10 protein-coding genes are annotated in these 16,172 nt (G+C 35.0%); 6 read left to right on the forward strand and 4 right to left on the reverse strand.

Annotated elements, in window-relative coordinates; all coding sequences use genetic code 11:
• Positions 1-273: 273 nt before the first annotated feature.
• Positions 274-717: a hypothetical protein gene (locus J7574_RS04860; RefSeq protein WP_290964946.1), complete on the forward strand. Its 444-nt coding sequence runs from the start codon at positions 274-276 to the stop codon at positions 715-717.
• Between the two features lie 307 nt (positions 718-1,024).
• A complete protein-coding gene (locus tag J7574_RS04865) occupies positions 1,025-1,468 on the forward strand; it encodes a hypothetical protein (RefSeq protein ID WP_290964948.1) in 444 nt (147 codons plus the stop codon).
• A gap of 218 nt (positions 1,469-1,686) precedes the next feature.
• Here the strand turns inward: J7574_RS04865 and metE are convergent, their stop codons facing one another.
• The gene (gene metE, locus J7574_RS04870) at positions 1,687-4,008 is read right to left on the reverse strand and encodes a 5-methyltetrahydropteroyltriglutamate--homocysteine S-methyltransferase (RefSeq protein WP_290964951.1); all 2,322 of its coding nucleotides are present in this window, start codon (positions 4,006-4,008) and stop codon (positions 1,687-1,689) included.
• A 157-nt stretch (positions 4,009-4,165) separates the two neighbouring features.
• On the opposite strand from metE, the gene J7574_RS04875 reads away from it, so the two are divergent.
• Both J7574_RS04875 and J7574_RS04880 read left to right on the forward strand, forming a co-directional pair.
• Positions 4,166-4,627, forward strand: coding sequence for an Lrp/AsnC family transcriptional regulator (locus J7574_RS04875; RefSeq protein ID WP_012023598.1), 462 nt, complete (start codon positions 4,166-4,168; stop codon positions 4,625-4,627).
• Between the two features lie 217 nt (positions 4,628-4,844).
• Complete coding sequence (locus J7574_RS04880; RefSeq protein ID WP_290964957.1) at positions 4,845-6,191, forward strand: deoxyguanosinetriphosphate triphosphohydrolase; 1,347 nt, start codon at positions 4,845-4,847, stop codon at positions 6,189-6,191.
• 66 nt (positions 6,192-6,257) lie between these two features.
• On the opposite strand, the gene J7574_RS04885 is transcribed toward J7574_RS04880, so the two are convergent.
• The 3 genes from J7574_RS04885 to J7574_RS04895 are packed head-to-tail and all read right to left on the reverse strand — an operon-like array spanning position 6,258 to position 9,769.
• Entirely contained in the window at positions 6,258-7,259 is a 1,002-nt protein-coding gene (locus J7574_RS04885; RefSeq protein ID WP_290964960.1) for a DUF3078 domain-containing protein, read from the reverse strand.
• A gap of 31 nt (positions 7,260-7,290) precedes the next feature.
• Complete coding sequence (locus J7574_RS04890; protein ID WP_290964963.1) at positions 7,291-9,078, reverse strand: 1-deoxy-D-xylulose-5-phosphate synthase; 1,788 nt, start codon at positions 9,076-9,078, stop codon at positions 7,291-7,293.
• Positions 9,079-9,130: 52 nt separating this feature from the next.
• Positions 9,131-9,769 carry a hypothetical protein gene (locus J7574_RS04895; RefSeq protein WP_290964965.1) on the reverse strand — a complete coding sequence of 213 codons (639 nt, stop codon included), beginning with the start codon at positions 9,767-9,769 and terminating at the stop codon, positions 9,131-9,133.
• A 60-nt stretch (positions 9,770-9,829) separates the two neighbouring features.
• Between J7574_RS04895 and J7574_RS04900 the strand changes: the two genes are divergently transcribed.
• Together J7574_RS04900 and J7574_RS04905 are read left to right on the forward strand one after the other, a co-directional pair.
• Positions 9,830-10,273 carry a nucleoside deaminase gene (locus J7574_RS04900; RefSeq protein ID WP_125722166.1) on the forward strand — a complete coding sequence of 148 codons (444 nt, stop codon included), beginning with the start codon at positions 9,830-9,832 and terminating at the stop codon, positions 10,271-10,273.
• A 148-nt stretch (positions 10,274-10,421) separates the two neighbouring features.
• Positions 10,422-16,109 carry an alpha-2-macroglobulin gene (locus tag J7574_RS04905; protein WP_290964969.1) on the forward strand — a complete coding sequence of 1,896 codons (5,688 nt, stop codon included), beginning with the start codon at positions 10,422-10,424 and terminating at the stop codon, positions 16,107-16,109.
• Positions 16,110-16,172 lie beyond the last annotated feature (63 nt).

A 16,172-nucleotide genomic window follows, 5' to 3' on the forward strand; every position in this document is an offset into this window, starting at 1 on the left:
TGAAAAAAGAGACAGCCTTCTGGTTGTCTTTTTGTTTTTGGGCTTATTGTGTTTTAAATTAAACTTTTGCAGGTTGTTTTTGCCGTTTTGAAAGAAGATCTTTAAAAAATCGAAAATTTCTTTTCTAGCCACGATAGAAGCGGCACCCTTTGTGGCAGGATTGGCCGCAAAAGATACAGCGGATAGCGGGACTACACCTTTTTGGAAACGGAAACTTGATGCTGCTGTAAATATGGTTAAGGCATTTGAAATAATTGAATTAGGGAAATAATTATGAAAAAGTATTTAGCAATTACAGTTTTTGGTTTAATGATTTTGACCTCCTGTGATTTAGGGTTTTCAGGAACTTTAGGAGGAGGGAATATACATAGATTTAACTGTACAGAGGAGAAGTTAAATTTTTATCTAGATAATATTGAAAAGCATAATTTATCTTTAAGAATTCCAAAAAAGTGGAAGAAGTATGATAATTGGGAACAAAAAGGTTATAATTTTCTAAAAGGAAAGATTTTTTATCTCAGAGAGGAAGATTCAAATGATGATGAAATGTATTATGTATCAGTTATCCCTCCAAAGGAAAATTTTAATAAAAATCCTGGAGCATCAGTACGGGCTGTCTTTAGAATGGTGGACAATAAGCCAAGATGGCTATATCTGAGAGATTTATGGTGGTTTGAAAGGAGAGAAATAGAAAAAAAATTTGAAAAAAAGTATTAAGTCAATTGCCTTTAAAAGCAGTATCAATTGATGAACAATAGGGTAATGGATAATGTATCAGAATAGGTCATTTTTTAATATGACTGTTTTTAGGCTATTTATAACGTCAAAAACAGTGCTGCATTTAATAAAGTGTATCAAAATAGGACATGTTTTTTTGGCTTATTATGTTTTAAATTAATCTTTTACAGGTTCTTTTTGATGTTTTTAAAGGATATCTTTAAAAAATTACAACAGCACCAACAAACGCCAGCTGTTTTGAGTTTTAATTTTGAATGTGGTGAAAAGGTATATAATAAAAAAAGAAATGAGAAGTTTTAAATTGATTATTGCAGTAGGAATTATATTTTTATCAAGTTGTAATTTTAATGCTAACGTAAATTTTAAAGATGAAAGAGAAGAGAAAAATAATGCAGAATCTACAGCAGCTTTGTTTTATTCTGCAATAAGTAGTAACAAAATTGAAACTGCTATAGAATTATTTAGTGATTCACTTTATAAAAATTCAGTTGAGAAAGAAAAATTAAAACTGTTTTTGATTCAGAAAAAGGAAAAAGTAGGAGATTTTAAAGATTATAATTTAAAAGAATGGAAAACAGCCAGAGCAATTGGAACGGATAGTAGAAGAGAGTATTTATTGATTTATAATGTAAAATATGATAGATTGGAAACTATTGAGACAATTATATTAGTAAACGAAAAAGGTAAAGTAAAAATTTGGAATTATAATGTTGATTTAAAGGAACAATAATCTCTGGTAATGAATAGGGCATTTTTTGATAATGCTTGTAAATGCAAATTTTTTAAATTCATTGAAAAAAGAGAGGACAGAAATGCTAAAGAAAAAAAGAATGCTTTTATAAATATTCCGCTCCTAAAAAAGTAATACCAACAAAATGAAGCCGAACCGAATCATAACTAATATTCGGCCTCCTTTGTTAGCATAAAAAACAAAAACTATTTAAGGTGTTAAGTCACTGGATTTTCTACAGCTGCACGCATTTCTTGGGCTGCGGCAACCATTTCTATTAGTGCTTTTTTGGTTTCGTCCCAATGGCGGGTTTTTAATCCGCAATCTGGATTTACCCACAGCTGATCTAACGGAATTACGTTGGAAGCTTTTTCTAGCAAACGAACCATTTCGGTACTCGAAGGAACACGAGGAGAGTGAATATCATAAACTCCAGGACCAATTTCGTTTGGATATTTAAAGTTAGCAAAAGCATCTAAAAGTTCCATTTGCGAACGAGAACACTCGATTGTAATAACATCGGCATCCATATCGGCAATGTTTTGGATAATATCGTTGAATTCGCTGTAACACATGTGCGTGTGAATCTGCGTATCGTCGTTTACACCGCTTGCCGAAATTCTGAAAGCACGAACCGCCCAATCTAAATATTTTGCCCATTCTTCTTTTCGTAATGGAAGACCTTCTCTGATTGCCGGTTCATCAATCTGGATGATTTTGATTCCTGCTTTTTCTAAATCGGCAACTTCATCACGAATGGCTAAAGCGATTTGCGTGCAAGTTTCAGAGCGCGGCTGATCATTACGAACAAAAGACCATTGTAAAATAGTTACAGGACCTGTCAGCATTCCTTTTACCCATTTCGGAGTTAAAGATTGTGCATATTGCGACCATTTTACCGTCATTGAGTTTGGACGAGAAACGTCTCCGTAAATAACTGGCGGTTTCACACAACGGCTTCCATAGCTTTGAACCCAACCATTTTTGGTAAAAGTAAATCCTGCCAATTGTTCGCCGAAATATTCCACCATGTCGTTGCGTTCAAACTCACCATGAACTAAAACGTCGATTCCGGTTTCTTCTTGAAAACGAATTGTTGCCTCGGTTTCTTTTTCGATTAAATCGTTGTATTCCTGAGCTGTTAATTCGCCTTTTTTGAATTTTGCTCGCCAGCTTCTCACTTCTGCTGTTTGAGGGAAAGATCCAATAGTTGTGGTTGGAAATAAAGGCAATTTTAAAGCTTCAATTTGTCTTTTTCTTCTTGTTGCAAAAGCACTTTTTCGTTGGTTGTCAGAAGCTGTAATTCCTGCCACACGTGCTTTTACTTCGTTATTATGAATTAATTTTGAAGTTTTACGGTTCTCATTTGCCAGAACATTTTCTTTGTATTCGGCTGAGTTTTCGATATTCACTTCATTAGAAGCAAATTGTTGTAAAAGAACAATTTCGTTGATTTTCTGTTTAGCAAAAGCCAGCCATTGTTTGATTTCTGGTGTAAGCGTTTCATCATTTGTTTCCAAATCTAAATCGCACGGACTATGAATTAAAGAGCAAGAAGGTGCAATTAAAATTCGGCTTTCGCCTAAAGCATTAGTTGCTTTTTTGATTAATTCTAAAGATTTTTTAAAATCATTTTTCCAGATATTTCTTCCGTCAACCACTCCAAGAGAAAGATTTACGTTTGAAACCAATTTTCCTGATTCTAAAATATCATCTAATTGAAGGGGACAACGAACTAAATCTAAATGGAAGGTATCAACAGGCAAAGCCAAAGCCGTTTCTAAATTTTCGCCAAAACAATCGAAATAATTTGCTAAAACAATTTTAAGTTTTGGGAAACGTTTGTTGATTTCGTTGTACACTTTCGTGAAAGCGCTTCTGTCTTTATCAGTTAAATTTAAAGCCAAGAAAGGTTCGTCTAACTGAATATATTCGGCATTTTCTGCTTGCAATTTTTCAAGAATTTCGAAATAAACAGGAAGTAAAGCATCGATAAGATCAATTCTATTAAAACCCTCTTCTTTTTCTTTTCCTAATAATAAATACGAAACTGGCCCAATTAAAACGGGTTTTGTTTTGATACCAAGCGCATTGGCTTCTTTAAATTCATCGATTATTTTTTCAGAAAACAATTCAAACTTTTGGTTCTTTGTGAATTCAGGAACAATGTAATGGTAATTGGTATCAAACCATTTTGTCATTTCCATTGCCACCACATCTTGTCCGTCTTTTTGAGATCCTCTTGCCATTGCAAAATACAAATCGAGAGACGAGTTGCTTTTTGCCAATTCGTGGTAACGTGCTGGAATTGCTCCAAGAGTTAAAGTCAAATCTAAAACTTGATCATAAAAAGAAAAATCATTAGAAGGAATTAAATCAACCCCTGCTTCAGCTTGTAATTTCCAGTTTTTAAGACGAATTTCTTTTCCGGCATCTATAAGTTCTGCGGCAGAAATTTTCCCTGCCCAATACAATTCAGATGCTTTTTTGAGCTCTCTGTTGCTGCCAATTCTTGGGTAACCTAAGTTGTTTGTTTTCATTTTTGATTCAGTATTTTTTACTGAACAAATTTACGTTCTTGGTTTTTATAACTTATATTTGAGGTTTATTTCAGTAAAATGTGTTTTTAAAACCTATTTTTAAAGATTTAATTACTTTGAAATGGTTTAAAATGAACTTCTAGCCGTAAAAAAAACTATGGAAAATTTAGACAAAACCGATTTGCTCATCCTAAAATATCTTCAAGAAGACTGCAATATCAATACAAAAGACCTTGCCAGCAAATTATTTTTGACGGTAACGCCCGTTTATGAACGAATTAAAAGATTGGAAAGAGACGGTTATATTACCAAATATGTGGCGCTTTTAGATAAGAAGAAAATGAATCGCGGAATGACTGTTTTTTGTAACGTACGTTTAAAAGAGCACGCCAAAAATGTCGGAAGCAACTTTGTGAAAGATATTGTAGCGCTTCCAGAAATTATAGAATGCTATAATATTGCTGGCGATTACGATTTTATGCTCAAGATTTTAGTGCAAGATATGGCTAGTTATCAGGATTTTGTAATGAATAAACTGTCGACCATAGAAAACATAGGAAATACGAACAGTATTTTTGTAATGGGCGAAATCAAACACAGCACCGCTTTAGAATTTTAATGTTTTTTTGCCACGAATTTCACTAATTAACACAAATCATTGCGTCTAAATTAATTCGTGAAAATTCGTGAAATTCGTGGCAAAAAAAATTATTTAAGCTTTCGAATCAAAATTAATCTGCGGCTTATATTTATTGAATATTATCCTAAAATAAAAACGTATTTTTGAAGCTTGGATCCAAATCTAAAATCTAAAATCAGAAATCTAAAATATAAAAATGAACTGGGAACAACTTTTATCATTAAAACGTCAGGGCGATACAAGCAAAAGATTACGTGTAGAACAAGATGATACGCGTTTAGGATTTGAAGTCGATTATGACAGAATTATATTTTCTGCCGCTTTTAGAAGTTTACAAGATAAAACACAAGTTATTCCACTTTCCAAAACCGATTTCGTGCACACACGTTTAACGCATAGTTTGGAAGTTTCTGTTGTTGGACGTTCGCTTGGGCGTTTGGTTGGAAAAAAGATCATCGAAAAATATCCTTACCTGAAAGAAGTTCACGGTTACCATATGAATGATTTTGGCGCAATTGTGGCGGCGGCTTCATTGGCGCACGATATAGGGAATCCGCCTTTTGGACATTCTGGCGAAAAAGCCATAGGAGAATATTTTTCTATCGGAAATGGTCAGAGATACAGAAACCAGCTAACCGATAAACAATGGCAAGATTTGATTGATTTTGAAGGAAATGCCAACGGATTTTCGGTTTTAACCGCAAGCCGTCCTGGAATAGAGGGCGGACTACGTATTTCGTACGCTACTTTAGGCGCTTTTATGAAATATCCGAAAGAAAGTCTTCCGAAAAAACCAACCAATAATATCGCCGATAAAAAATACGGTTTCTTTCAATCTGATAAATTATTCTTTGAAGAAGTGGCCAAAGATATGGGAATGATTGCTAATAAATCTGGAAATGATATTGGTTTCGAAAGACATCCTTTAGCATATCTAGTTGAAGCCGCAGATGATATTTGCTATACTATTATTGACTTTGAAGATGGAATCAATTTAGGTTTGGTTTCTGAAGATTTTGCTTTAGAATATTTGATTAATCTGGTAAAAGACAATATCGGAGTTTCTAAATACAAATCGTTAACAACAAAAGAAGATCGTATTAGTTATTTGAGAGCCTTAGCAATTGGAACTTTAATTAATGATGCGGTAAATGTTTTTGTTGAAAATGAAGAAGCAATTCTGGCTGGAAACTTTCCGTATGCTTTGACAGATAAGAGCAAATACAAAGCCCAGATGGATGATATTATCAAACTAAGCATTGAAAAAATCTACCAAAGCCGCGAAGTGATCGAAAAAGAAATTGTAGGATATCAGATTATTCAAACACTGCTGGATAAATTCATTACAGCATATAACAATAAATTTGAAGGAACTGCCTCTAACTATGATAAGCTCATTTTAAAAATGTTGCCAGAAAAGCATCATTTGGATAAAACCAATTTATACGAGCGTTTATTGCATATCTGCCACTATGTTTCATTACTAACAGACGGAAATGCTCTTGAACTCTATGAAATGATTCAGGGACAAAAAAAGCGCTAAAAAACAAAAAAGCTTCTTTCAGAAATATTCTAAAAGAAGCTTTTTTTATATAATAGTATTTATCCCTTATTGAAAAGCGTAAACAAGACCAACACCAAGAACCTGTCTTAACTGCATTCTTGGGCCATCATTTACCTGCGAAGTGGCTCCGGTTGTTGGGTCAACAACATCTTTTTTAGTTTTAATATCGTCGTCATAAATTAAATGAAATCCGATATTTGCTTTTACATAAGCATTAACAACAAGATCTAATTTGGTGTCATAATCTATATCGACATTTCCGAATTTGTTTAGATAATCCGTATATAAGCTTAATCTGTTTTCGTAAAAAACGTTTTTATAGATTTCGCTTTTCATATATCCAGTAAAAAGAATACCAAATTCGGCTTTAACTTTTTGACCTGGTTCAATTAAAATTTGTTGCGTAGGATCAAGCGGGTCTGTTGCGTAAACCGCTTTTTTAACCCCGAAAGAACCTTGATTGGCTAAATCTTGATCTAAGACCAAAGTAGTTTTTAACGTAATAGGTGAGAAGTAAAAAACTCTATTTTTTTGTTTGTTTGCATTTTCAGCTCCTGCTCCCAGAAAGATGTAAGCTGGTGCAAAAGGTTTAGAGATTGCGACGTCTCTATTCGGATAATTATAACCGTTTGTAAACTGCGTGTTGAAGTTTAATTTAGAAGAGTAATACCAGTTTGAAGCCGTGTCTTTTCTAAAACCGTAAGTAGAGTTAAATTGAAACGCATCGTCTGTTTTTCTTAATTCGATACCATCTTGTTTGTTAAGGCCATACTTGACAATAAGTTCGTTTACCCATTTGTGATTTTTCTTTGCATAAGTTCTTCCAAATTCACCTTTAAATAAACCTGAAATAGAACTTGTTCCCCCGGCGCTCCAATTTACGAATGCAATTTCTGAAATGTCAAAACCAAGCTGATTTCTTTTTGTCCAGTTTGAAGGCGGTTTAGGTGCTTGATTTGGGCTTAGAGTGGTTTGAATAATCTGGGCAAAGTTATTAGATGTACACAGAAGCAATAGTAGCAAAAGGATAGAACGTAATAATTTCATTAGGCAATTTGTTTTTGGTGTCGCAAAATAATTATTTTGAACCGTTAGAAAAAAGATTTACCAAACTTTTAACGTCAATTTTACATAGTTGTTGCAGCTGATTTACTGTTCCGTGCTCTATAAATTCGTCTGGAACACCCAAAATTTCAATAGAATTTTTAAAATTATTTGATGCTGCAAACTCTAAAATAGCACTTCCAAAACCACCATTTTTAACCCCATCTTCGATTGTAATAATGTTTTGGAAAGTTTTAAATATGGTATTTAATGTATTGATGTCTAATGGTTTAATAAAGCTAAAGTTATAGTGGGCAATTTCATCAGAATGGTTGCATTCTTTGAGCGCTTCTATAACATTATTTCCTATTGTTCCGGTCGATAGCACAGCAACTTTCGTACCATCTTTCAAACATTTTGCCTCATTCCAGTTTATTTTTTCGTAATGTCCGAAATTTTCTACTTCCCAGTTTGGAAGCACTCCGCGGCCTCTCGGATATCGAATTGCGATTGGATGATCGATTCCTAATTGAACTGTGTACAAGATGTTTTGCAGTTCAATTTCGTTTAACGGAGCATAAATAATCATATTCGGAATCGAACGCAGATAAGCAATGTCGAAAACGCCATGATGTGTCGCACCGTCTTCGCCTACCAAGCCCGCGCGGTCAAGGCAAAAAATGACCGGCAAGTTTTGTAAAGCAACATCATGAATCACTTGATCATACGCACGCTGTAAAAAAGTCGAATAAATATTGCAATACACAATCATTCCTTGAGTAGCCATTCCTGCGGCAAGCGTTACGGCATGCTGTTCGGCAATTCCCACATCAAAGGCACGATCGGGCAATTCATCCATCATAAATTTTAATGAACTTCCAGAGGGCATTGCGGGTGTAATTCCGATTATTTTTTCATTCTTTTTGGCTAAATCCAAAATGGTTAAACCAAAAACATCTTGATATTTTGGAGGAAGATTTTCTTCCGATTTTAAATGAATTTCTCCAGTTGAAGCATCAAATTTTCCAGGAGCATGATATTTCACTTGATTTTCTTCCGCTTGCAGCAAACCTTTTCCTTTTGTAGTGACAATATGAAGGAATTTTGGCCCTTTTATCTTTTTAAGGCGATTTAATTCTTTGATTAATTTCGGAAGATCATGACCGTCAATTGGGCCAGAATAATCAAAATTCAAAGATTTAATGATGTTGTTTTGACGCGGATTTTTTCCATTTTTAACCGAAGTAAGATACTTTTTTAAAGCGCCCACGCTAGGGTCAATTCCGATGGCGTTATCGTTTAGGATCACCAAAATATTGGCATCGGTAACTCCGGCATGATTTAAGCCTTCAAATGCCATTCCGCTTGCAATTGAAGCATCACCAATAACCGCAATGTGTTCTTTATCGAAATCACCTTTTAATTTAGAAGCAATTGCCATTCCTAAAGCAGCAGAAATCGAAGTCGACGAATGTCCAACTCCAAAAGTATCATAAACACTTTCGCTTCTTTTTGGGAAACCAGAAAGGCCATCAATTTGTCTATTGGTATGAAAAATTTCTCTTCTTTCGGTCAGGATTTTGTGACCGTAAGCTTGATGCCCAACATCCCAAACCAATAAATCATCAGGAGTATTAAAAACATAATGCAAAGCAATTGTAAGTTCTACAACGCCTAAACTTGCCCCCAGATGACCTTCTTTTACAGAAACAATATCAATAATAAACTGACGAAGTTCTTGGGCAACTTGACTAAGCTGTTCTTCTTTTAAAAGACGTAAATCAGCAGGATTATATATGTTGGAAAGTAAATCGCTTTTCATTGTATGGTAAAAAGCAAATTTACGGTTTTAAATTTAATTTTCCTGTCGAGTCTTATTTCAATAAAATAGGAACAGAATATTGCATTCTGACTTTTTTTCCATTCGATTCGCCAGGCAGCCATTTCGGGCATAGACTTAAAACTCTGATAATTTCTTTTTCTAAAGGTTCTTCAACGGCTGGAGAACATTCAAGAAAAGAAACAGAACCATTTTTTTCTACCGCAAACGCAAGCGTGAAATTGAGTTTCCAATAATTTACGTTTTCAGGTTTCTTGTATTCTTTCATGAAGAAAGTATGAAATTGATCGATACCGCCTGGAAATTCTGCGTTTGTATTTGAAGGAGGTTTTACAGCTAATGGAGCATCGTCTTTTTTTACTTTATCAGATTTTGAAGAGTTGTTCTTGTCAACTTCTTTAGTTGCTATTGACGTTGTTTGTTTTAATTCGATCTTCGTAGCTTTTGGTAAATCTCGAGAAGGCTGATCTAGTTTTTTCTCATTGATTGTAGTTGAGTCTAAAATAGCCGTTTTTGTTGTCGCAGTATCTTTGGTATATTCAATATTCTTAACTTCCTGTTCTTTATCTTCTTTATTTTGACAACTGAATAAAACTACAGCGATAACTGCATGGAGCATTGGCAAAAAGAATTTGCAATTTGGTTTAGCAGCTATTTTGTATTTTATTTTCATACTCGAATTTCAAAGTTTAAATGTAGTAAAAATAATGAGTAAAGTTTTACTTTTGCATTTATGGAAAATCCTTTTACAGACGAATATTTTATGAAGAAAGCTTTGCAGGAAGCAGAAGAAGCCTACTTAAAAGGCGAAATTCCTGTTGGAGCTGTTATTGTTGTGGCAGATAAAGTTATTGCAAGAAGTCATAATTTGACCGAATTACTAAATGATGTTACAGCTCATGCCGAAATGCAATCGATCACCGCAGCAGCCAACTTTCTAGGCGGAAAATATTTAAAAGACTGTACACTTTATGTTACTCTTGAGCCTTGCCAAATGTGTGCAGGAGCGTTGTATTGGAGCCAGATTTCTAAAATCGTTTTTGGCGCACGCGATGAACAGCGTGGATTCTTGAATATGGGAACCAAACTGCATCCTAAAACTACAGTAGTTTCTGGTGTAATGGCAAACGAAGCAGCCGATTTAATGAAACGTTTTTTTCTGGAAAGGCGTAAATAATAGTGCTCTAATACATTCTAATGTAGTTCTCAATATTTAAAATCTTCAACAAAAGTTAAATAATCATTGTTAAAGAATTTTCCTCTTAAAGATTCAGAAAATATTTTACTTTTATACTAGTTTATTAACCATTTAACTCTAGTTAAAAGTGAAAGCAAAAGGACTGTTTCTCGTATTTTTTGTGTTTTTTATTTTTCAATCTTGCGGTCGCAAATCAGCTGCAGATTTCAACTCCGATTTTTCATTATTCAAAGATTACATTACCAGTTTTACAGGCGGTATCGTTTCTGCAGATTCTGATATTCGTGTGGTTTTGGCATTCGATAAAAACGATTGGAAACCCAATCAGGAATTAGACGACGATTTGTTTGATATTTCGCCAAGTGTTCACGGAAAAGTCATTGCCCTTTCTACAAATACTCTGGCTTTTATTCCGGAGAAAAAACTCAAAATGGGAACAGAATATCAAGTTACTTTAAACTTAGATAAACTAACAGCCATTCCGAAAGAGAAAGAAAAAGACCTTTCTAAATTCAATTTTACAGTTAAAACCGTTAAGCAAGATTTTACCATCAATACAGGTGATATTCAGTCCTACAGCAAAGAATATCAGTATTTAAACTGTACGCTTAAAACAGCAGACAATATTGATTTGGAAACTGCCATAAAGTTGGTTCAAGCCAAACATAACGGAAACGATCTTAAGATTAAGTTTGATAAAAACGTGTCTTCAGGCAAAGAATTTCATTTTATAATTGACAGTATTCAGCGTCAGTCAGAAGCTTCAAATTTAGAAATTATCTATGATGGAAATGATTTCGATATCGATCAAAAAGGGCAAATCGATTTTCCGATTACTAGTATCAACGAATTTAAAGTTATAAAAGTTGAGGTTCCAGACGGAAACAATCAGCAGGTTTTAATTAATTTCTCCGAACCTTTAGAAAAAGGACAAGATTTTGCTGGTTTGGTTTCTATTCAAAACACCAACAATCTTAAGTTTTCTACACAAGGAAATTTACTGAAAGTATATTTTACAAACCAAAATGCGCCTAAAAAAGAAGAGCCAGTAGCTATAGCAGTGGCAGAACCAGCTGCTGTTGCTGTAGACTCGGCTGCCGTTGTGGTTGACTCAGCAGCGGTTGCTGTAGATTCAGTCGCTACAGTTGCAGAAGAAGCGGTTGAATATGTGCCAGATGAAGAGCCAGAACAAGTTGTGACGGGAGAATTGTTGTTGGAAGTTTTTCAAGGAATCGAAAGTCAGTACGGCAAAAAACTGGAAAACAATTACAGCGAAAAAATCTCTTTTGACCAGATAAAACCCAATATTCGTTTTATTAAAAACGGAACGATTCTGCCAAGTTCAAACAATTTAAAATTAAATTTTGAAGCTGTAAATCTTAGTGCGGTAGATGTAAAAGTATATAAAATCTACAAAAATAATATTCTGCAATTTCTTCAATATAACGAATTAAACGGCGGACAAAACCTCAAAAAGGTAGCACAGCCAATTGCTAAAACGACGCTGAATTTAAAGGAAAGCACGCTCGTAAATCTAGCAAAATGGAATACCTATGCTTTAGATTTATCTAAAATCATCAAACCAGAACCAGGGGCTATTTACAGAGTAGAGTTTGTTTACAAAAAGAAATATTCACTTTATAAATGCGAAACATCAGACGATAGTGATGATCAGGCAGAAGAAGAGGAAGTGGATGAAAACGACGTAAACTATAGCGGAAACTCTTATGATGATTACTATTATTACGACGATTACGATTGGAGAGAAAGCCAAGATCCTTGTACAGGTTCTTATTTCTACAATGCAAGAATCGCAACCAATATTTTAGCCACAGATTTAGGCGTTATTGCTAAAAGAGGAGAGAACAAATCGTATTTATTTGCGGTAAATAATATTGTTACCACAGAACCGGTTTCGAACGCAAGAGTTGATTTGTATAATTTTCAACAGCAAAAAATTGCCACTGAAGCGACAAGCAGTGAAGGTATTGCATCTTTCCAATTGGATAAATTCGCTTATTTTGCTATTGTAACTTTAGGAGACCAGTCAACTTATGTGAAGTTGGATGACGGACTTTCGTTATCGGTAAGTAATTTTGATGTTGCGGGTGAGACTTTACAAAAAGGTTTAAAAGGATTTATTTACGGAGAAAGAGGTGTTTGGCGTCCGGGTGATAATTTGTATTTGTCATTTATTTTGAATGATGCTGCGAATAAACTACCGAAATCACATCCAATTAAATTTAGATTAAATGATCCGAACGGGAAAACAGTTTATCAGACGGTTCAAAAAACGAATGATTTAAATCATTATGCTTTTACCATTCCAACAAACCAAGATGCGCCAACAGGAAACTGGGAGGCAATGGTAAGCGTTGGAGGGGCAAAATTCTATAAGAGCATTAAGATTGAGACGATCAAACCAAATCGTTTGAAAATCAAAAATACCTTTAGCAGAAAAACACTTTCGGCATCGTATCCAAATACAGATAATCTAGAAGTAACTTGGCTTCATGGTGCCATTGCGAAGAATTTGAATGTAGAAATGCAGGCTAAATTCTCTCAGCAGTCGACTACTTTCAAAGGATACGAAAAATATACTTTTGATGATTTAGCACGTCAATTCAGTACAGAGGAAATCAATGTATTCTCAGGAAAATTAAACGAAAGCGGAAAAGCTTCGATAAATATTCAGCCAAGATTGCAAGGTCAGGCGCCGGGAATTCTTCGTGTATCCTTCATCACAAAAGTATATGAAGAAGGAGGAGATTTTAGTACAGATGTAATGTCGACGACTTATTCTCCTTACAAAACGTATGTTGGACTTAAAACGCCAGAACTGAATAAATACAGTATGCTTGAAACGAGAACAAATAATCGTTTTGAAGTAGTGACAGTGGATGAAAACGGAAGACCAAAATCGGTTCGTAATCTCGAAGTAAGGGTTTACAAAGTAGATTGGAGATGGTGGTGGGATTCTTCGAGCGATAATTTATCCAATTATAACTCGTCGAATGCAACAACTTCATACAAAACTTTTGTAATCAATACCGATTCAAGCGGAAAAGGAAGTTTCCAATTTGCCTTAACTGATGAAGAATGGGGGCGTTATTTAATTCGTATTGCCGATCAGGAAGATGGTCATGCAACTTCGTTAACTGTAAATATCGACTGGCCAATCTGGTCTGGAAAAACAAGAAACCGAGATGCATCGACAGCCAATATGTTAGTATTTTCTACGGATAAGAAAAACTATGCAGTTGGAGAAAAAGCGCAAATTTCTTTCCCTTCAAGTGAAGGTGGGCGTGCTTTAATTTCTGTAGAAAATGGATCAAGAGTAGTGCAGACTATTTGGGCAGAAACTAAAAAAGGAGAAACCAAAGTTGAAGTTCCGATTACGGGAGAAATGGCGCCAAACGTTTATTTCAATATTACGTTATTGCAACCGCACGCTTCAACCAAAAACGATTCGCCAATTCGTATGTACGGAATTGTGCCAATCGAAGTAGTAGATAAAAATACGATTTTGGCACCAACACTTAATATGCCAGATGTGTTAAGACCAGAACAGCCATTTACAGTAAAAGTAGGCGAGAAATCAGGCAAAGAAATGACGTATACAATTGCGGTTGTAGATGAAGGACTTTTAGATTTAACTCGTTTTAAAACGCCAAATGCCTGGGATAGTTTCTATGTTCGTGAAGCTTTAGGAGTAAAAACTTGGGATATCTATGATGATGTAATTGGCGCTTATGGCGGAAAAATAAATCAGATTTTCAGTATTGGTGGTGACCAGGATTTAGGCGGAGGAAAAGCTAAAAAAGCAAACCGTTTTAAACCTGTTGTATTGTACTATGGTCCATTTAAATTAGAAAAAGGAGAAACGAAATCACATCAATTAAAATTGCCTAAATACATTGGTTCTGTTCGAACAATGGTTGTGGCAGGAGATGCAAAAACAAGCGCTTACGGAAGTGTAGAAAAAGCAACACAAGTTAAGAGTCCGCTGATGGTTTTAGCCTCTTTACCAAGAAAAATTTCGCCATCAGAAAAAGTAACACTTCCAGTAACAGTTTTTGCTACTGAAAGCAAAATCAAAAATGTTTCAATTCGGGTAAAAACCAGCAACGGATTGAAAGTAATGGGAAGCACAGTTCAAAGATTGAATTTTGCCCAGCCAGATGAAAAAATGGCGTATTTTAATTTGGTTGTAGGATCTGCAACTGGAATCGCAAAAGTCCAGGTAATCGCAACATCAGGAAGTGAGAAATCAGTTTATGATGTTGAAATCGATATGACGAATCCGAATCCGGTTACGAGTACTTTTACTGATGTTGTTTTAACGCCAAATAGTACCAAAACAATTTCATGGAAAACTTTCGGAATTGCAGGAAGTAACAAAGCAAGATTGGAAGTTTCGTCAATGCCATCAATGAACTTGAACGGAAGATTACAATTCTTAATTCAATATCCTCATGGATGTGTTGAACAAACAACTTCATCTGTTTTTCCGCAATTGTATTTGGGTGATGTAGCTGATATTGATGCGAAACGTAAAGATTTGATTCAGAAAAATATTGCTGCAGGAATTGCAAGATTGGGCAATTTCCAATTATCAAACGGAGGAATGCCATACTGGCAAGGCAATGCAATTGCAGACGATTGGGGAACTTCTTACGCAGGACATTTCTTAATTGAAGCGGAGAAAAAAGGATATGTATTACCGATAAACTTCAAATCAAAATGGCTGTCGTACCAGCAGAAAGAAGCGAAACAATGGCGTTTTGAACCGAAATACGGAAATGATTTAGCTCAGGCGTATCGTTTATATACTTTGGCTTTAGCCGGAAATGCCGATTTATCAGCCATGAATAGATTAAGAGAAACAAAAGGCATTTCGAATGAAAGTATGCTTCGTTTAGCAGCGGCTTATGTTTTAGCAGGTCAAAAATCGGCAGGACAAAGTTTATTCTTGAAAACAAGCATCGACGGAAGTTCAGACGGTTACAGCTATTACTATTATGGTTCAAGCGAAAGAAACAGAGCAATGGCTTTAGAAACGATGCTTCTGTTAGATCAAAAACAAAAAGCCTTTGTAACAGCAACGAAATTGGCTAAAGAAATGTCGGCTAATCAATGGATGAGCACGCAGACAACAGCTTACTGCTTATATGCAATGTCGAAATTTGCGGTGAGCAATGGTCCAAAAGGAATCAATATCCAATTCAGTAAAAACGGAAAAGGAGAAACGATAAACACTGGTAAATCAGTTGCAGATCGCAGTTTGTCTGTTGCTTCTGGCGCAAATAGTATCACGCTGAAAAATAATAAGGCAAACACAATTTATGTTCGCGTATTGAATACCGGAATTCTGCCTATAGGACAAGAAAATGCGGTTCAAAGCGATGTTACGGCTTCTATTGTTTTTAAAGACAGAAAAGGAAGTATAATCAATGTTTCAAGAATCAATCAAGGAACTGAATTTGTTGCTGAGGTTACCATTAAAAACCAAAGAGGAGAAAGTGTTCAAAATGTGGCATTGTCGCAAATTCTTCCTTCAGGATTCGAAATCGTAAATACTCGTTTCACCGATTATGGAGATGCGGTAAATAACATTGCCGATTATATTGATATCCGCGACGACAGAACAAATTTCTATTTCGGAATGAAAGCCAGAGAAACTAAAGTTTTCCGTATTTTGTTAAACGCATCCTATTTAGGAAATTATTACCTGCCAGGATTGCAATGCGAAGCGATGTACGATAATACATTCTTAGCAAGAACAAAAGGTTTCTGGGTTGAGGTGGTGAAATAGTTGTTAGCCACGAATTCACGAATTTAAATTATAAAAAAATAATTCGTGAATTCGTGGCGAAAA

It is taken from the genome of Flavobacterium sp., from assembly GCF_017744675.1.
In the GTDB taxonomy this organism is placed as follows: Bacteria; Bacteroidota; Bacteroidia; order Flavobacteriales; family Flavobacteriaceae; genus Flavobacterium.